Here is an 18,329-nt window from a genome sequence, read left to right as displayed (position 1 = left end):
CTCCACCCGCCCTCAGCAGGCGATTTCACGGTTTTCAGGGGCTAGCTTCGGAGCACCCCACGGGATTCCGGCCCACGTCGGCCCGGACCTGCCCCATGCACCGTTTCGAGGAGTTCCCGCATGCCCGCACGCCGCAAGGTCGCCTCCGTCGCCGCCCTCGGCAGCCTCCCGCTCGCCCTGACCGCGCTGACCGCCGCACCGGCCGCCGCGCACGGTTCGATGGGCGACCCGGTCAGCCGGGTCTCGCAGTGCTACGCCGAGGGCCCCGAGAGCCCGAAGTCGGCCGCGTGCAAGGCGGCGGTCGCGGCGGGCGGCACCCAGGCCCTCTACGACTGGAACGGCATCCGCATCGGAGACGCGGGCGGCCGGCATCAGCAGCTCATACCGGACGGCAAGCTCTGCAGCGCGAACAACGCGGAGTTCAAGGGGCTCGACCTCCCCCGCGCCGACTGGCCCGCGACCGCCGTCCGCAGCGGCTCGCACACGTTCAAGTACCGCGTGACGGCGCCGCACAAGGGCACGTTCAAGGTGTACCTCACCAAGCCCGGCTACGACCCGGCCAAGCCGCTCGCCTGGAAGGACCTGGACCTCGCGAACCCGGTCGCGACGTCCACCGACCCGGTCGCCACCGGCGGTTTCTACACGTTCTCCGGCAAGCTGCCCCAGCGCTCCGGCAAGCACCTGCTGTACGCGGTCTGGCAGCGGTCGGACAGCCCGGAGGCGTTCTACTCCTGTTCGGACGTCAGCTTCGGCGGCAGTGGCGGCGCGGCGGGCGGCGCGGCCCCGTCCGCCTCCGCTCCCAGCGAGAAGCAGATCGAGGACGGCAACGACAAGTCGACCATCGAGCACCACGGGCACGGCGACGACGATGCCGGCACCTCGGCTGAGCCGGCCGCGGCCCCGATGGAGAGCACGCCGGACCGCCCGAAGGCGGCGGCGCCCGCGCCCAACCGGCCGAAGGCGGCCGGAGCCACGGAGAACCTCGCCGAGACCGGCGGTGACAGCACCACCCCGTACGTCGCGATCGGTGGTGCGGCGGCGCTGGCACTGGGCACCTCGGCCCTGTTCCTCTCGGCCCGGCGCCGGACGGTGAGCGGCGGCCGGCACGGCCGCTGACCCCCACCGCCCCACGACCCGGGGCCTGTCCGGCGGCTCAGGCCGGACAGGCCTCGAAACGTTTCTCTGACACGTGTCAACGAGTGACACGTGTCATTCGAAGGCCGATGCGCAGGTGGTGGGGGTGGCCCGGCCCGGATCGAGGGCGTTGGCCACCTCGTGGAAGACGACCCGGTCGAGCAGGCCGACGGCAACATGCTCGGACAGGTCGACGGGGCACAGGTCCTGGAGCAGGACGTTGCGCACGTCCGGTCCGCTCAGGTACTGGCTGCGCCACGGCGTGACCACCTCGTCGTACCGGGTGGCGATGACGGTGTAGCGCACGCCGGGCACGGTGTCGCCGCCCGCGTTGAGCTTGGCGAGGAAGGCGGAGCCGGTGACCTGGTCGGCGAGGGCGGGGGTGTTCTTCGACAGCAGGTCCGCCGCGCCCGGGAAGTACGGCAGCAGGCGGGTGAAGCCGTTCAGGTCGGTGCCGTGGTTGCTGGGCGCGATGCCGACCAGGGCGTTCACCTCGGCGGCTCCGCCGAGGAACTTCAGGTAGTAGCGAGGCATCATGCCGCCCTGCGAGTGCCCGACCACGTCGGTCTCGGCGGCTCCGGTGGCCGCGAGCACCTTGTCCACGAAGTCCTTCAGCTGCCCGGCGGACTTCTCGACGGACCCGAGGCCGTGGAAGAAGGGGACTCCCTCCAACTGGCCGTAGTCGAGGGAGAAGACGCAGTAGCCGCGGACCTTCAGATAGGGGGCGAGGCCCAGCCAGTTGTCGACGGAGTTCCCGAGGGTGCCGTGGACGAGAACGACGGGGCGGGGGTGGGCGGCGGACGGCTTGCAGGAGTAGTCGTTCCAGCCGGAGCTCGGGGTGCCGGCGGCCTCGGCGGCGGTGGCGGGGACGGTGACGGCCGCGGCGGTCAGCAGCAGCGCGGCCAGGGGTCTGAGCACTCGTTTCCAGGGCAGCATCAGGTGATCTCCTTGCGGGTCAAGGGGGGTGCGACGGCACTGGGCCCTGTGATCCGGATCACGAGGATGCTGTTCACTCGTCAAGTTACGGGCGAGTAGTCAAAGTGGGAAGTTACGCGTCAGTAAAAACTTGCAGCGATAACCGGCACGCCCGGCCCCGACTGAAACCCCCTCACCAGGCGGGCCTGATGGGCCCCTGCGGAGCGATCCGCAGCAACTGCCGCCCCAGCGACCGCACCTCCCGCTCCCCCAGCAGGTCCCCCCACTCCCGAACGGCCTCCGCGGCCGCCTCCTCCGCGGCGCGCGTACACCCCCACCCCCGCTCGGTCAGCACGACCAGGCGCGCCCGCGCGTCCTCGGGATGCGGCCGCCGTTCGGCGTACCCCTTGCGAGCCAGCTCGTCGACGAGCTGGCTCGCGGCCTGCTTGGTCACCCCGAGGTGCGCGGCGAGGTCGGTGACCGTCGCGCCGTCCGGGGCGAGCCGGGCGAAGGCGAAGCCGTGCGCGGGCCGCACTCCCTCGAAGCCGCGGGCGAGCACGCCCTCATTGATGCGTTGCGTGAGCCCGCCGGCGACGGCGAGCAGGGCGGCGGACAGGGCCATGGCCTCGGAGTTCTGCACGCATGCATTGAAACACCCTTGACGCATTGGTCAAGCTGCTTGACCATATAGTCAAGCAGCTTGACCAACTGGAGGCCTCATGCCCTTCGTCCGATCATCCGAAGCCGTCATCCACGAGATCCACGGCGCCCGTTTCGTCTCGTACGCCACCCCGGGCAGCGGCAGCAAAGAGCTGTGCGCCTGGCGCGGTGAGATCCCGGCCGGTCTCAAGGCACCCACGCACACGGTCAGCCGGGAGGAGATCTTCCATCTGCTCGACGGCGAACTGCTGATCACCCTCGACGGCCGCACCGAGCGGATCGCCGCGGGCGACACGGTGATCGTCAACCCCGGCGCCACCCTGACCGTCGAGAACCCGACCGACCGGACCGCGTACTCCTGGGTCACCACCTCCATCGGCCTGGAGGCACGGCTGGCCGACGGCACCCGCATCGTGCCGCCCTGGGCGAACTGACGTCACACGGAAGGCCGACGTCATACGGAAGGGTCTACGCCGCCCGTCCCCCGCGGCGGACACCCCCTAGTCCCCCGGGCATCACCGCCCGCGGCCCGAACTTCGCCCGCGCCAGGTCCGCGACCTCCTCGATACGGCGGACCTTCTCGTCCACCGGGTCGAAGGTCAGCTGGTGGGAGGCCTGGTCGGCGGGGTCGAGCCCCTCGGCACGCAGGGCGATCGCCCGCACCCGGGCCCGCTGCAGCCCGAGCGCCTCGTACATCCCGTAGGCGGCCCTGGTCAGCTCCGGGGAGTGCGCGGTCGGTTCGGTCAGGGTGCGGCTGCGGGTCGTGGCGGACCGGTCGGCGTAGCGCACGGTGAGGGTGAGCGTGCGGCAGACCTTCTCCAGGGCGCGCAGCCGGGCGCCGATCTCCTCGGCGGCCGACAGCAGCGCCCGGCGGTGCCGGTCCGGGTCCAGTTCGTCGCGCCCGAAGGGGCGTTCCGTCGCCAGGGACCGGGAGACGGCGTTCGGTACGACCCGGCCACGGTCGAGGCCGTTCGCCCGCTCGCGCAGCTCGCGGCCGGCCTTCGCACCGATCAGCCGCTGCAGCGTGGACAGCGGTGCGGCGGCGACCCGGCCGAGGGTGTCGAGCCCGTAGTCGCCCAGCGTGCGGGCGGTCGCGGCGCCCACACCGGGCAGCGCGGCGACGGGCTTGTCCGCGAGGAACTCCGCGATGGCGTCCGGCTCGTCGGGCACCGCACACGTCACCCCGGGCGCGGCCTCACGCAGCGCCATCCGGGCCAGCATCGGCCCGGGTCCGGCTCCGATCACGCAGTCGACGCCGTGGAGGGCGAGCGACCGCACCCGGATCACCGAGGCCAGTTCGACGGCGTCCCGCCCGAAGTACCGCTCGGCGCCGCGCAGGTCGGCCAGCGCCCCGTCCGGTGGCAGGGCCTGGACGACAGGGGTGAACTCCTCGAGCATCCCGAGCAGATGGGGCAGATCCGCCTCACTCGTCGGAGGCGGCTGGAAACGTACGCAGAGGATGGTCATCCCGCACTCCCCGGACTCTGGTGCCACAACTTCCTTGTGTTCGCGGGCTCTTCGCCCGCCGGACGCAGATCGGCCCAGGGGTGCATCTCGTACCCCGTGGACATACGGATCTTCCGCTGCTCCATCGGATCCCTGGCCGCGGAACCGGTCGGCGCGGGCACGCCGTCCGACCCGGCGAGCCGCCGCCGCGCGGCGCCCTCACCGTCGCCGCCGGAACCGTCGCCGCCGGAATCCTCCTCGCCGGTACCGCCTTCGCCGGACCCGCCGGGGCCGGGGCCGGCCAGCCGGGCCGCGACCCCCTCCAGCCCCTCCTCCCGGCGCACTTCCAGCAGGTCCGCGAGGTTCCAGGCGGTGGCTCCCACCACGCTGAGGCTGCGCGGACCTCGACGCTGCACCACCCCGCGCACCAGCAGCAGCCAGGAGTGGAAGACGGTGTGGGCGCAGGCGTCGTGGGAGTCGTCGAAGAAGGCGAGGTCTACCAGGCCGGTGCCGTCGTCCAGGGTGGAGAAGATGACGCGCTTGCCGGACCGGATCGGCGGCGTCTGCGTGGCCGCCTTGGCGCCCGCGACCAGCACGGTCTCCCCGTGCCGTGCCTCGCGCAGCCGCCGCGCCGACACCACGCCGAGCTCGTCGAGGAACTGCCGGTGATCGTCCATCAGATTGCGTGAGGCGTCCATGGACAGCACGCCGAGCTCGGCGCTGAGCCGCTCCGAGGGGGTGAGGTCGGGCAGCCCGGCCGGTGCGGTCTTCCGCCCCCCGGCCAACGGCAACTGGCCTCCGCCAGAGCCCCGGGCACCCCGGTGCAGCTCGGTCAGATGCAGTTGCAGATCACGGCGGTTGGCTCCGAACGCGTCCAGTGCTCCCACCTGTGCAAGCCGCTGGGCCACCGGACGGCTGGGCCGGCCCCGCTCCCAGAAGTCGACCAGCGAGGCGTACGGCCGGCCCTCGGCGATCCGCGCCGCCTCGGCCTCGCTGATGCCGTGCACATCGGAGAGAGCCAGCCGCAGCCCCCACTTACCGGACACCAGTTCGATACGGTGTGCGACTCCCGACGCGTTCACATCCAACGGCAGCACGGGCACTCCCCGGCGCCGCGCGTCCGCCAGCAGCAGCCGCTTCGGATACATCCCGGGATCGTGCGTGAGCAGCCCGGCGTAAAAAGCAGCCGGATGATGCGTTTTCAGCCACGCCGACTGGTAGGTCGGCACGGCGAAGGCGACCGCGTGCGCCTTGCAGAAGCCGTACGACCCGAAGGCCTCGACGATCTCCCAGGTCCGCCGAATCGTTTCCGCGTCATAGCCGTTCGCCGCCGCGTGCTGGGCGAACCACACCTTGATCCGCGCCTGCGACTCCGCGTCCGACAGCCCACGCCGCACCCGGTCGGCCTCGCCGCGCCCGCAGCCGGTCATGATGTCGACGATGTCGATGATCTGCTCGTGGAAGACGACGACCCCGTAGGTCTCCCTCAGCGGCTCCTCCAGGTCCGGGTGCGGATACCGGATCGGCGCCCGCCCGTGCCGCGCCTCGATGAACGGCCGCACCATGTCGGCGGCGACCGGCCCGGGCCGGAACAGCGAGATGTCGACGACGAGGTCGTGGAAGCCGGCCGGCTGGAGCCGCCCGACCAGATCCCGCTGCCCGGGCGACTCGATCTGGAAGCACCCGAGGGTCTCGGTGGACTGGATCAGCCGGTACGTCTCCGGGTCCCCCGGCGCCAGCCCGTCCAGATCGATTCTGTCCCCCGTCGCCCGCTCCACTTCCTCCACCGCGTGCGCCATGGCCGACTGCATCCGCACGCCCAGCACGTCCAGCTTCAGCAGCCCGAGGTCCTCGACGTCGTCCTTGTCGAACTGCGACATCGGAAAGCCCTCGCCGCTGGTCGGCATGACCGGCGTACGCGCGAGCAGCGAGGCGTCCGACAGCAGCACCCCGCACGGATGCATGGCCACCCCGCGCGGCAGGGCGTCCAGCGCCTCGACCAGTTCCCACATCCTCCCGTACTTCTCCTTCTCCCCCGCCAGGGCCCGCAGCTCGGGCAGCTCCTCCAGCGCGGCGCGGGCGTCCCGCGCGCGGATATGGGGAAAGGACTTGGCGACCCGGTCGATCTCGGCCGGGTCCATGGACAGGGCGGCACCCACATCGCGGATGGCGTGCCGTACGCGGTACGTCTCCGGCATCGCGACCGTCGCGACCCGCTCGGTGCCGAACCGGTCGATGATCGCGCGGTAGACCTCCAGCCGGCGCGCGGACTCCACGTCGATGTCGATGTCGGGCAGCACGACCCGCTCCTTCGACAGGAACCGCTCCATCAGCAGCCGGTGCTCGATCGGATCGGCGTGCGCGATACCGAGCAGGTGATTGACGAGCGACCCGGCCCCGGACCCCCGGGCGGCGACCCGGACACCCATCTTCCGCACGTCGTCCACGACCTGGGCGACGGTCAGGAAGTAGGAGGCGAAGCCGTGGTGCGCGATGATGTCCAGCTCGTGGTGCATCCGCTCCCAGTACTCCCGCCGCCGGTCGTACCCGCGCAGCACCATCCCGGCCGCCGCCCGCGAGGCCAGCGTCCGCTGGGCGGTGCGGCGCCCGGCGCCGACCAGATGCGGCTCGGGAAAGTGGACGGTACCGATCCCGAGATCGCCCTCGGGATCGACCAGGCACTCGGTGGCCGTGGCCTGCGTCTGCTCCACCAGCCGGTGAGCGGTCTCCCGCCGGAACCCCGCGGCCTCCATGATCCGCTCCGCCACCCCGGCCATGTCCCCGGCGCCCTTGAGCCAGGCCTCGCCGGAGTCCAGCCCCTTGGCCGGGTCGACGGGCACCAGGCGCCGGGCGGCGTCCAGCACGTCGGCGACCGGCCCGAGACCCGGGTCGGCGTACCGTACGGCGTTGGTGAGTACGGGCCGGATCCGCTGCTCGGCGGCGAACCCGACGGTACGGGCGGCCAGCCGCAGCGACCCGGGGCCGGTGCCCTTCCGGCCGTGCCAGACGGCCTCCAGCCGCAAGTCGTCTCCGTAGGCGTCCCGCCAGGGCGCGAGCAGCCGCGCCGCACGGTCGGGCCGCCCCGCGGCCAGGGCACGCCCGACGTCCGACGCGGGCCCGAGCAGCACGGTCACACCCTGGGCATGATTGCGCTCCCAGGGCAGCAGGGGCGTCCCCTCCCCCTCATGGGCAGCCGAGACGAGCCGGCACAGCTCCCCCCACCCTCGGGCACCGTCCCGGGCGAGAAAGGTCACGCGAGGGGCCGACTCATCGACAAAGGCACCGCCCCGCACCGGGGTCCGGCGCCGCCCCCGCCACTCGGCCCCGGGCTCCGCACTCCCCACCGCCAGATCGACCCCGAACAGCGGCCGGACCCCTGCCTTCCCGCAGGCCTTCGAGAACCGGACCGCGCCGGCAAGCGTGTCGCGATCGGTCAGCGCGAGGGCGTCCATGCCCCGCTCGGAGGCACACTCGGCCAGCCGCTCCGGGTGCGAGGCTCCATAACGCAACGAGAATCCGGAGACGGTGTGCAGATGCGTGAACCCCGGCACACGCACCTCCCGCACTCGTGAGCCACACCAGCTCTCGAACATCTGTTCCCAGCTACCTCACCCCCACCATACCCCCATCCTCGAATGTATGTGCGACATCCGTTCGGCCCCGCCCCACCTGCGGAAACACCCCGAACCCCCCGACCGTGGAGGCATGCCGCACAGCTCGTTCCTCGCCGAGGTGCGAGACGCCGTCACGCCGCGGGCCACCCTGCTCATCGTCGGCGTGATCGCGCTCCAGCTGCTGTTCATCGCCTCGTACGTGGGAGCACTGCACGACCCGAAGCCCAAGGACGTGCCCTTCGGCGTGGTCGCCCCGCAGGCCGCAGCCGGCCAGGCGGTCGGCCGACTGGAACAGCTCCCCGGCTCCCCCCTGGACCCCCGCGCACTGCCGAACGCGGCAGCGGCCCGTACCCAGCTCGCCCACCGCGACATCGACGCGGCCCTGATCATCGACCCCCGGGGCGGCACCGACACCCTCCTGGTCGCCTCCGGCGGCGGCAGGGTCCTCTCCACCACGCTGACGGCCCTCGTCACCACCCTGGAGAAGTCCGAGCGGCGCACCCTCCGGACCATCGACGTGATCCCGTCCGCGCCCCACGACCCCAACGGGCTCTCGTCCTTCTACCTGGTGATCGGCTGGTGCGTCGGCGGCTACCTGGGCGCCGCGGCCCTCGCCATCAGCGCCGGGGCCAAACCCTCCAACCCCACCCGCGCCGCGATCCGCCTTGCGGTCATGGCCCTGGTCGCGATCATCGGCGGTCTCGGCGGAGCCCTCATCACCGGCCCGATCCTGGACGCCCTGCCGGGCAGCGCCGCGGCCCTCTGGGGTCTGGGCGCCCTGATCATCTTCGCCGTGGGCGCGGCCACCCTCGCCCTCCAGGGCGTCTTCGGCACGATCGGCATCGGCCTGGTCATCCTGCTGGTGGTCGTCCTCGGCAACCCCAGCGCGGGCGGCGCCCTGCCCCCGCCCCTCCTCCCCGCCTTCTGGAAGGCGATCGGCCCGGCCCTGCCGCCCGGCGCCGGCACCTGGTCGACGCGCTCCATCGCCTACTTCGACAACCACGCGATGACCGGCCCCCTCCTCGTACTGGCGGCGTGGGCAGTGGCGGGAACCGCGATCACCATGGCGGCGGCGGCAGTACGAAAGCGCGCGAAGGCAGCACAGTAGAAGCCGCACACGACGAAACGGCACGCGACGCCGAACGGAAGCCGCACACGACGAAACGACAGGCGAAAGTCCCGCCCCTCGCACAAGGGGCGGGACTTCACACGCTCACGTATCAGCCGATCTGCGTCCCGGTCGCCGACAGCGCCTCGGTCACCGGCTGGAAGAACGTCTCCCCGCCCGAGGTGCAGTCACCGCTGCCGCCGGACGTGAGCCCGACCGCCTTGTCACCCGAGAACAGCGACCCGCCACTGTCACCCGGCTCCGCGCACACGTCGGTCTGGATCAGCCCGTTCACGATGTCGCCGTTGCCGTAGTTCACGGTGGCGTCCAGCCCCGTGACCTTGCCGTCGTGCACCTGCGTGGTCGACCCGCTCCGGGTGACCGCCATGCCGACAGTCGCCTCAGCGGCGCCCGAGATCTTCTGGGTGGACCCGTTGTACAGGTTCACCTCACTCGGGTGGTCAACCTCTGCGGTGTACTTGACCAGCCCGTAGTCGTTGTCCGGGAAGCTGGAGTCCGCGTTGGTGCCGAGCTCCTTGCCGCTGGAGTCCGACCAGGTGGAGATGCCCTCGGTGCAGTGACCGGCGGTCAGGAAGAACGGTTCGCCGCCCTTGACCACGTTGAAGCCGAGCGAGCAGCGCCCGCTGCCCCCGGTGATCGCGTCGCCACCGGCGATGAAGGGCTTGTACTCCCCCTTGGACCGCTTGAGTTCGGCCTTCGCCCCGAGCCCGTCCACGACCTTCGTCAGCGTCGCCCACTCGGCCTTGGAGACCGTGCGGTCGGCGGTCACGACGACCTTGTTCGTCGTCGGGTCGGTGACCCAGGCGGTACCGGGGATCGTCGCGTCCTGCTTCAGCGTGCTGCGGGCGCTCTTGAGTTCGGCGAGGGAGTTCGCCACGACTCTCGCCTTGGCGCCGGCCTTCTCGACGGCATGCGCGGCACTCTCGTCGAGCACGTTCACCACGAGGCTCTTGCTCTTGGTGTCGTAGTACGTCCCGGCCGCGTCGCCGCCCAGATCCTCGGTCAGCGAGGAGGCGAGCTTTCCGGCCGCGGTGACCGACAGGGTCCGGGGTGCGGAGGCCTCAGGGGTCTCACTGGCGTTCGCGGTCTGGAACGTCACTCCCGCGGCGACCAGCGCGGTGATGCCCGCACCTGCCACGGCTGCACGCCGCTTGGGTATGCGTCGGTGCTTCAACTTTCGTCCTCCTGTGGGGGGTCGGCACGAGAGGTTGTGGGGACCTCACGAGCCGGAAGGCTTCGTTGACGAGCGCCCACTATTCCGAGGACGGCGGGGAGCACACAAGGGTGAGTTCTAGACGCGCGTAGACAGCGCTTCGCACGCCCCCGCATTTTGACCGTCCACGATCAAATCGGACCCAACTCCCGTGCGTTCACAGTGCAAACATTACGCGCGAGTAATGTGTGCCCACTCTGTGACGTCTACACGTGGCTGAATTTCGCCCCTTCGAAAGCCGGTTCGAAGGGAAGCCCGGAGGGGCCCGCGCCCAGCACGAAGCCCCCGCACGCGATGCGCGCGGGGGCTACGAGAAGTGCTGCGAAGAGAGTGCCGCGAACTGCCGCCGGGGGCCTAGTAGACGCTGACGCCGTAGGCGCTCAGGGCCTCCGTGACGGGCTGGAAGAACGTCGTGCCACCGGACGAGCAGTTGCCGCTGCCGCCCGAGGTCAGACCGTACGCCGTGCCGTTGCTGCCGTAGAGCGAACCGCCGGAGTCACCGGGCTCGGCGCAGACGGTGGTCTGGATCAGGCCGGAGACGATGTCCCCGCCGCCGTAGTTGACGGTGGCGTTGAGGGCGGTGACACGGCCGCTGTGCGTACCGGTCGTGGAGCCGTCGCGGATGACGGTGGTGCCCACGCTCGGGGTGGCCGCACGCGTGATGTCCACGCCGTTCGCGGTGCCGGGGCGGCTGACGGACCCGCTGTAGCGCACGAGGCCGTAGTCGTTGCCCGGGAAGCTGGAGCCGGCGGTCGAGCCGATGACCGTGGTGCGGCCGGAGTTGGAGTACCAGGTGCCCGCGCCGTCGGTGCAGTGACCGGCGGTCAGGAAGTACTCGGTGCCGTTGCTGGCACGGACGTTGAAGCCGAGGGAGCAGCGCCAGCTACTCGCATAGATGGCGTCGCCGCCCTGGATGAGCTTGTTGAACTTGCCCGGGGTGCGCTTGATCGTGAGCGCGTCGGCGTTGCCGCCGGCCTGCTGCTTGATCTTCGCTATCTCGGCCTGCGTGACCGTGCTGTCCACGGTCAGGAGCACGCGGTTGGTCTTGCTGTCGACGGCCCAGGCGGTACCCGGGATGTCGGCCTTCAGCAACGAGCCGCTGGCGCTCTTGAGCTCGGCGGCGCTGAAGGTGGTGGGGGCGTCGGACGCGTTCGCGCTGGGGATCGCGATCGCTGCGGCGGCAACGAGGCCGGTGGAAACGGCGATCAGCCGGGTCCGTCTCGAAATGCCACTGCGGGGGGTGGTGCGCTTGATCCTCACTTTTCGTTCCTCCACAAAGGAAGTAGGGGGCCCTCGTGGGGTTTCGGGCCCGTGAGGCGCAGCCTGGGACCGGCCGTCCGGATTCCGAACACGCCGTGCCCCTGACAAGCGCTGAGGGGGAGTATTCGGCCGAACGGCCGGTCGGCGCAAGAGTGCCTTTCGGACTCCCGCCTTTGATGGATCTTCACGAAGCAGCGCCGCGGCCGCCTTTCACCCCCTCCGGCCGCACCTCACACCAGGTCAGGAAGTCGACCGTCCGGATGATCCTTGAGCCTGGGGGTGCCCCCGGGCGCCATTCGGGCACTGGGGGAGCGTGCCGATGAGCGCGAGCGGCCCGTACGGCGCCGAGACCGTCGCGACACGCCGCTCGTGCCACCACTGCCGGTCCTCGGACGCGTCCGTCGTCGTACGGACGACCCTGCCGCACGGGGCAGGTCAGCCGTCGCAGGGGCAGCAGCAGTCGCACCCGTCGCAGTCGCAGTCCCGGCAGACGCCCTCGCGCTTCTTACGGGACCACGGCCCCTCGTACTCCTTGGCACAGCACAGCTTGCAGGTGCAGCACAGCAGCCAGAACATCCCGCAGCCGGCCCAGAATCCGCGCCGGCGGGGCGGCTGCGGCACCGGAGCGCCCCCACCGAGACCGCCGCCGAAACCGCCGCCGAAACCGTCCCCGCCGTACGCCCCGCCGCCGCCGGCGTACGGGTTCCCGCCACCGCCCGCGTACGGGTGCTGCGGGGAGCCGTAGGGCCCCGGCGGCTGCTGTCCGTGGGTCCCCTGCGGTCCGTAGGGCCCCTGCGGTCCGTAGGGCCCGCCGCCCTGGTGGGAGGCGCACACCGGCACCGTGCCGAACGCCCGGTCCACCGAGCGCCGCAGTTCGTGCACGAGCAGCAGATGCACGAGCTGCGCGTCGGTGAACTCGGCGTCGCGCAGCGCGAGCCGCACCCCTTGCACCGCGTCGTCGGCGAGCCGTCTGGCCTCCGCCAGGGAGGTGCCGGTCGCAGCGATCGGGTTCCAGGTGCCTGACGCGGCGTCAGTGTGCAGGTCTTCCACGGCGTCCAGCAGGTGGGCGAGGCGTCCGAAGAGCCGCCCGGCCTCGGAGAGCGGTCCGGCGTTGTGCGGCCGGCCGGCGAGGACCGCCGTGTGCGCGAAGGCGGCGGCGGTGGCGGTTTCGGTCGGCTCGGTGACCGTCAGGATCGGTGTCCCGGGCCCGGCCAGTAGCTCGATCCCGACCTGCCGGTCCACCGCGTCGACCAGGAGCGAGGTGTCGAATCCCACAGCGGTGCCGGTCCGGGCACCGGCGGTGTCCCAGCTCGCGGCGACCCGGCGCGCGGCGCGCGCCACCGGCCTGCGGGCCAACAGCCCGTCACCGTCTGTGACGTGATCACGCACCTTCGCCGAGGCCAGCACCAGGGAAACGGCCGCCGCGAGCCGGGCTCCCTCGCCGTCCGCGACGGAGGCGGTGCGCATGCCGCGCAGCGGGCACGGGCCGGCCGTACGCCGACCGGCGGCCCCGCCCCCGCTCTCCGTCTGAGCCTCTGTCAAAACCGAGAGAAGCAGCCCGTCATAACTCGTGACTATCCGGGCGAACTGCCCGTGATCACCGCGCAGAGCGAGGCAGAGCCCGCACAAATGCGCCATCCACTGGTCGGCGAGCCTGTCTCCGAGCCGGTGTCTGCAAGGCCTGACGATTCCGAACACAACGCTCCCCCGAACTCGTGACGACGCTGAGCTGCGGCATCGTATCGCCGCGGCATTCACCCGTACGCCCCGGCCATCACCCGTACGCCGGGAAGAATCATATTTCACTCACAGTCAGCAGCCGTTTGGGAAACGGCCCTTGGGACACACGGACTCTCGACGGAATCGCTGTGCACCAGTACCGTCACAAACCCCCCGTGCGGCGTCTATCCACTTGGCGCGCCATCCGCATCATGGACGACCATAGGGATGCGGAAAGCAGAAAGACCGCTGTGAGAGGAGGCGTCCATGGGATCGGTACGCAAGGCAAGTGCCTGGCTTGGCCTCGTCGACGACAACGAAGACGAGCGTTACTACGACGACGACGACTACTCCGACGGAAACGAGCCCGGGGAAGCCTGGGTCACCGATCCGCGCGTCAAGGTGGCCTCGGACGTCGCCGAGGAGAAGGGCCGCCGCATCGGCACGGTGACCCCGGACAGCTTCCGGGACGCACGCGCCATCGGCGAACTGTTCCGCGAGGGTGTGCCGGTCATCATGAACCTCACGGCCATGGAGGCCTCCGACGCCAAGCGCGTGGTGGATTTCGCGGCCGGGCTGATCTTCGGCCTGCGCGGTTCGATCGAGAGAGTCTCGACCCGCGTGTTCCTGCTGACCCCGGCCCACACGGAGATCGTCAACGGCGACCCGGCCGGACACCGCACGGACGGCTTCTTCAACCAGAGCTGAGGCAGGGCCGCTCACCGGCCCTGCCCCCGCGCAGGGTTACCGGACCGGCCTACCGGAAGGCATCGAGTCCGGTGAGCGCCTTGCCCAGCACGAGCTGGTGCATCTCGACGGTGCCCTCATACGTGAGCACCGACTCGAGGTTGGTCGCGTGCCGCATCACGGGATATTCGAGCGAGATCCCGTTGGCCCCGAGAATCGTCCGGGCCGTGCGGCAGATCTCGATCGCCTCCCGGACGTTGTTGAGCTTGCCGAAGCTGACCTGCTCGGGACGCAGGCGGCCGGCATCCATACGCCGCCCCAGATGATGGGCCAGCAGAATCCCCTTGTGCAGTTCGACCGCCATGTCGGCGAGTTTGGCCTGGGTGAGCTGGAAGCCGCCGATGGGCCGTCCGAACTGCTCCCGGGACTTCGCGTAGTCGACCGCGGCCTCGAAACTGGCACGGGCCGCGCCCATGGCACCCCAGACGATTCCGTACCGGGCGTGCGACAGACAGCTGAGGGGCCCGCGCAGGCCGGTGACCTCCGGGAGGACGGCGTCGGCGGGCAGCCGCACGTCGTCGAGCACGAGCTCGCTGGTGACGGAGGCCCTGAGGGACCACTTGTGCTTGATCTCGGGGGCGGAGAACCCGCCGCTGTCGGTGGGCACCGCGAACCCGCGGATCCCCTCCTCGGTCTGCGCCCATACGACGGCGACACCGGCGACCGACCCGTTGGTGATCCACATCTTGCGGCCGTTGAGAATCCAGTCGGAGCCGTCGCGCTTGGCGTGCGTCCGCATGGCGGCGGGGTCGGAGCCGTGGTCGGGCTCGGTGAGCCCGAAGCAGCCGATGACCTCGCCGGCGGCCATACGCGGCAGCCACTGCTGCTTCTGCTCCTCGCTGCCGAAGCGGTGGATCGCGTACATGGCCAGGGAGCCCTGCACGGAGACGAGGGAGCGGATGCCGGAGTCGGCGGCCTCCAGCTCCAGGCAGGCGAGCCCGTACTGCACGGCGGACGCACCGGCACACCCGTACCCGTCCAAGGACATCCCGAGGGCTCCGATGCCGCCGAGTTCCCTGGCCAGCTCCCGGATCCCCGGCAGCTCCCCCTTCTCGTACCACTCGGCGACATAGGGCAGCACCCGGTCCGCGGCCCAGGCCCGCACGGTGTCCCTGATCCCGAGGTCCTCGGGCTCCAGCAGGTCGTCCAGGCCGAGCGGATCGCCGGGATCGAAGGGAGGCAGCTTGGACGAACCGGACATGATCGACACCCTCCGAAGCTCTTTAACTAGCACTGCTAATCAAGACGCTACGACGTCGGCCCACCCACGCACCACCCATGGCTGCCCACAAAGAGGGAACGCGGAGGGCCCTCACACCGAGACGCGTGAGTCCGCGTCCCTGGGAGCGGGCAGCTCCACCTTCTCCGGCTCACACTGCATCACCCGCGGCAACCGCAGCGCCATCGCCGCGCCCAGCAGCAACAACCCCGCGCTCACCAGCAGCGTCACATGCAGCCCGTGCACGAACGCGTCCCGGGCCGCATGCCGCAGAGCGGCACCGGCGGACCCGCCCAGCTGCGCGGCAACCTCGTACGCCTCCCCCAGCGAATGCCCCGCGGACGCGGACGCCGACGCCGGAACCCCGGGCACGCCCGACAGCCCGGGCGCGTACGCCGCGTTCATCACCGTGCCGAGCAGCGCGATCCCGATGCCCGCCCCGAGCTGGTACGACGTCTCCCCGATGGCCGCCGCCCCACCGGCCTGCTCCTGCGGCGCCTCGCTCAGCATCGACTCGTACGCCCCGAACAGCGTCGTCTCCAGTCCGAAGCCCAGCAGCACGAACCCGCTCAGCATCAGCGCACAGTCGTCCGTCCGCCCCAGCGCCGTCAGCAGCACCACGGCGAGCGCCGTGAGGCAGAACCCGGCACACACCATCCTGCGCGGCCCGAACCGCCGCAGCATCCGCGCCCCGGCCAGCCCGGCCGCCATCGCCGCGAACGTCAGCGGCAGCAGCCGCAGCCCGGTCTCCAGCGGCGACAGACCGAGCACCAGCTGCAGATACTGCGCCGCGATCAGTTCCAGACCCACCAGCGCGAGCATCGCCAGCACGATGCACCCGACGGACGTGCTGAACGCCGGCCGCGCGAACATCTTGAGGTCCACCAGCGGATACCTCCGCCGGCGCTGCCGCCGCACGAAACCGACCATGAGCGCGGCGCCCACCACCAAGGGCAGCACGGTGAGCAGGCTGCCCACCGACCCCCCGCTGCCGAGCCGCTTCACGCCCAGCACGACACCGAACAGCCCGGCCGCCGCCATCAGCGCACCGACCACGTCCCAGGGGCCCTTGCCGTCCCCCTTCGACTCGGGCAGCAGCAGTCGGCCCACCGGGAGGCTGACCAGCATCAACGGTATGTTGACGAGGAACACCGAGCCCCACCAGAAGTGCTCCAGCAGGAAGCCACCGAGCAGCGGCCCGACGGCCGCGCCCACCGCGGCCACCGCACTCCAGATGCCGATCGCGAGTGCCCGCTCCCGCCGGTCCGGAAAGACCTGCCGCAGGATCGACAGGGTTGCGGGCATGATCATCGCGCCGCCCACGCCGAGCAGCGCCCGCGCCACGATCAGGACGTGGGCGCTGTCGGCCAGGGCCGCGAGGCCGGAGGCGACGCCGAACAGCGCGTATCCGAGGAGCAGGACTCTCCGGCGGCCGATGCGGTCGCCCAGCGTGCCGAACAGGATCAGCAGCGAGGCGCAGACCAGCGGGTAGACGTCGACGATCCAGAGCAGCTCCATCCCGCCGGGCTTCAGGTCCTCGGTGACGGCGGGAACCGCCACGTGCAGCACGGTGGCGTCGACGGCGACCAGCAGCAGGCTGACGCAGAGGACGACGAGGACCACCCAGCGGTTGGCACCGGCCCCGGCCGCCCGACGGCGCAGCGCAGCGGCGGCCGTGGTCGTCCCGGACATGTACGTACCTCCCAGATGTTCCCTCGCGATCGGCGGGCTCGCGGGGTGGGGGACGCCCCCGCGACTCGGCCGGAGAGGAGCGGCGGTATCCGGCCGGCGCAAACGAAAAGCGAGTGACACGTCAGCGTACGCGAGTCCCCGGCGGAGACCAGTGGCGGACCTCTCACACCTCCGGCGGATGGATGTGGCATACGCCACTTCCTCCCGTGTCGTCGACGCCCTGGCCGGCCGGGTGGTTCCGGCCCGGGTCGATAATCGGGCGCGTGACCGATCTTGAGACGCGTGCGGCCCCGTCCCGCGCCGGGGCGCTGCGCCGGGCGGCCCCGGCGCTCGCCGGGTACGCGGCCGTCCGCGCCCTGGGCCTGCTCGCCCTGTTCCTGTGGAGCGAGGCGCGGGACAAGAGCGCGTACACGCTGTTGACCGCCCGCTGGGACGCACTCTGGTACGTCAGGGTCGCCGAGCTCGGTTACGGCTACGAGGTACGGCTGCCGAACGGGGACGTGCACTCGAACCTGGCGTTCTTCCCGCTGCTGCCCTGGCTGGAGCGGCTGGTGGCGGCGGGCTCGCCGCTGTCGTACGCGGACGGGGGCTTCCTCGTCAGCCTGCTCGCCTCGCTCGCGGCGGCGTGGGGGATCTTCGCGGTGGCGGACCATGTGTACGGCCGCCGGGCGGGCGTGTGCGCGGTGTTGCTGTGGGCCGTCCTGCCGGTCGGGATCGTGCAGTCGATGGCGTACAGCGAGTCCCTGTTCACGGCGCTCGCGGCCTGGTCGCTGTACGCGGTGCTGACCGGCCGGTGGGTGACGGCGGGCACGCTGGCCCTGCTCGCGGGACTGACCCGCCCGGTGGGCCTGGCCGTGGCGGCGGCGGTGTGGGTGACGGCGGCGGCCGCCTTCGTGCGGGAGCGCCGCACGTCCGGTCCTGACGTCACGGGCGCCCCGGCCGACCGCAGGGCCCGGACCCGGCGCGTTCTCGCCATGCTGCTGGCTCCCCTCGGCACCGCCGGCTACGTGCTCTGGGTCGGGCACCGCACGGGCAGGGGTCCGCTGGGATATCTGGACGTTCAGGCCGGATGGCGCAACGGCTTCGACGGCGGGTACGCCTTCGCCCGGTTCGTCGCCGAGAAGTTCGCGTCGTTCCCGGCGATCCTGGCCGGCGTGGGGCTGATCCTCGGGGTCGCGTCAGTCGTCTGGCTGTATGTGACCGGAGTACGTCAGCGCCAGCCGCTGCCGTTGCTGGTCTACACGGGGGTCGTGACCGCGCTCGCCCTGTGCGCGTCGAGCTACTTCGGCTCGAAACCTCGGCTGCTGCTGCCCGCCTTCCCCCTGCTGCTGCCTCTCGCCCTGGCCTTGGCCAAGGCGCGTTTGGGCAGGTCAGCGGCGGTTCTGGGGTGCGTGGCGGTGGCTTCCGCGGTGTACGGGGCGTTCTGGCTGAACGGTTCCGGTCCACCCTGACCCGCTGTGAGCGAGAGGGGAATTCGGCGCCATGCCCCGGTGAACGAATTCAAAAGCGCAATAAAACCCCCATCCGAAACGATCAAAGGAATTGAAGGCCACAGCGCCCGACCATTGCAGAATCACTGGA

Annotated in this window: 14 protein-coding genes; 5 read left to right on the top strand and 9 right to left on the bottom strand. The window is 71.2% G+C overall.

What is annotated here, in order from left to right:
- Positions 1–120: 120 nt before the first annotated feature.
- Positions 121–1,116, top strand: coding sequence for a lytic polysaccharide monooxygenase auxiliary activity family 9 protein (locus ACZ7EG_RS30630; RefSeq protein ID WP_471085882.1), 996 nt, complete (start codon positions 121–123; stop codon positions 1,114–1,116).
- 93 nt (positions 1,117–1,209) lie between these two features.
- Here ACZ7EG_RS30630 and ACZ7EG_RS30625 read toward each other — a convergent pair whose 3' ends face one another.
- The gene (locus ACZ7EG_RS30625; protein WP_471085879.1) at positions 1,210–2,070 is read right to left on the bottom strand and encodes an esterase/lipase family protein; all 861 of its coding nucleotides are present in this window, start codon (positions 2,068–2,070) and stop codon (positions 1,210–1,212) included.
- Positions 2,071–2,242: 172 nt separating this feature from the next.
- Entirely contained in the window at positions 2,243–2,689 is a 447-nt protein-coding gene (locus ACZ7EG_RS30620) for a MarR family winged helix-turn-helix transcriptional regulator (RefSeq protein WP_471085876.1), read from the bottom strand.
- Between the two features lie 79 nt (positions 2,690–2,768).
- On the opposite strand from ACZ7EG_RS30620, the gene ACZ7EG_RS30615 reads away from it, so the two are divergent.
- Complete coding sequence (locus ACZ7EG_RS30615; protein WP_471085873.1) at positions 2,769–3,143, top strand: cupin domain-containing protein; 375 nt, start codon at positions 2,769–2,771, stop codon at positions 3,141–3,143.
- Positions 3,144–3,177: 34 nt separating this feature from the next.
- On the opposite strand, the gene ACZ7EG_RS30610 is transcribed toward ACZ7EG_RS30615, so the two are convergent.
- Both ACZ7EG_RS30610 and ACZ7EG_RS30605 read right to left on the bottom strand, forming a co-directional pair.
- Positions 3,178–4,176: a DNA polymerase Y family protein gene (locus ACZ7EG_RS30610; protein ID WP_471085870.1), complete on the bottom strand. Its 999-nt coding sequence runs from the start codon at positions 4,174–4,176 to the stop codon at positions 3,178–3,180.
- Positions 4,173–7,706: a DNA polymerase III subunit alpha gene (locus ACZ7EG_RS30605; RefSeq protein ID WP_471085867.1), complete on the bottom strand. Its 3,534-nt coding sequence runs from the start codon at positions 7,704–7,706 to the stop codon at positions 4,173–4,175. The genes ACZ7EG_RS30610 and ACZ7EG_RS30605 overlap by 4 nt, the downstream gene beginning before the upstream one ends.
- Positions 7,707–7,860: 154 nt before the next feature.
- On the opposite strand from ACZ7EG_RS30605, the gene ACZ7EG_RS30600 reads away from it, so the two are divergent.
- Entirely contained in the window at positions 7,861–8,877 is a 1,017-nt protein-coding gene (locus ACZ7EG_RS30600; RefSeq protein WP_471085864.1) for an ABC-2 transporter permease, read from the top strand.
- Between the two features lie 112 nt (positions 8,878–8,989).
- Here ACZ7EG_RS30600 and ACZ7EG_RS30595 read toward each other — a convergent pair whose 3' ends face one another.
- The 3 genes from ACZ7EG_RS30595 to ACZ7EG_RS30585 all read right to left on the bottom strand — a co-directional run bounded on the left by ACZ7EG_RS30595 (position 8,990) and on the right by ACZ7EG_RS30585 (position 13,069).
- The gene (locus tag ACZ7EG_RS30595; protein WP_471085861.1) at positions 8,990–10,072 is read right to left on the bottom strand and encodes a S1 family peptidase; all 1,083 of its coding nucleotides are present in this window, start codon (positions 10,070–10,072) and stop codon (positions 8,990–8,992) included.
- 393 nt (positions 10,073–10,465) lie between these two features.
- Positions 10,466–11,371 carry a S1 family peptidase gene (locus tag ACZ7EG_RS30590; protein ID WP_031109251.1) on the bottom strand — a complete coding sequence of 302 codons (906 nt, stop codon included), beginning with the start codon at positions 11,369–11,371 and terminating at the stop codon, positions 10,466–10,468.
- 435 nt (positions 11,372–11,806) lie between these two features.
- On the bottom strand, positions 11,807–13,069 hold the full coding sequence (locus ACZ7EG_RS30585; protein ID WP_471085857.1) for a DUF5685 family protein: 1,263 nt from the start codon (positions 13,067–13,069) through the stop codon (positions 11,807–11,809).
- A 288-nt stretch (positions 13,070–13,357) separates the two neighbouring features.
- On the opposite strand from ACZ7EG_RS30585, the gene ACZ7EG_RS30580 reads away from it, so the two are divergent.
- On the top strand, positions 13,358–13,798 hold the full coding sequence (locus ACZ7EG_RS30580) for a cell division protein SepF (RefSeq protein ID WP_053672325.1): 441 nt from the start codon (positions 13,358–13,360) through the stop codon (positions 13,796–13,798).
- 49 nt (positions 13,799–13,847) lie between these two features.
- On the opposite strand, the gene ACZ7EG_RS30575 is transcribed toward ACZ7EG_RS30580, so the two are convergent.
- Complete coding sequence (locus ACZ7EG_RS30575) at positions 13,848–15,038, bottom strand: acyl-CoA dehydrogenase family protein (RefSeq protein ID WP_471085854.1); 1,191 nt, start codon at positions 15,036–15,038, stop codon at positions 13,848–13,850.
- Between the two features lie 111 nt (positions 15,039–15,149).
- Positions 15,150–16,748, bottom strand: coding sequence for an MFS transporter (locus ACZ7EG_RS30570; RefSeq protein WP_471085851.1), 1,599 nt, complete (start codon positions 16,746–16,748; stop codon positions 15,150–15,152).
- A 263-nt stretch (positions 16,749–17,011) separates the two neighbouring features.
- On the opposite strand from ACZ7EG_RS30570, the gene ACZ7EG_RS30565 reads away from it, so the two are divergent.
- Positions 17,012–18,199, top strand: a complete 1,188-nt coding sequence (locus tag ACZ7EG_RS30565) for a mannosyltransferase family protein (protein WP_471085848.1) — start codon at positions 17,012–17,014, stop codon at positions 18,197–18,199.
- The last annotated feature ends 130 nt before the right edge of the window (positions 18,200–18,329 follow it).

The organism is Streptomyces sp. NPDC037100 (assembly GCF_055606225.1).
This window is presented reverse-complemented; position numbering and strand designations above follow the sequence as displayed.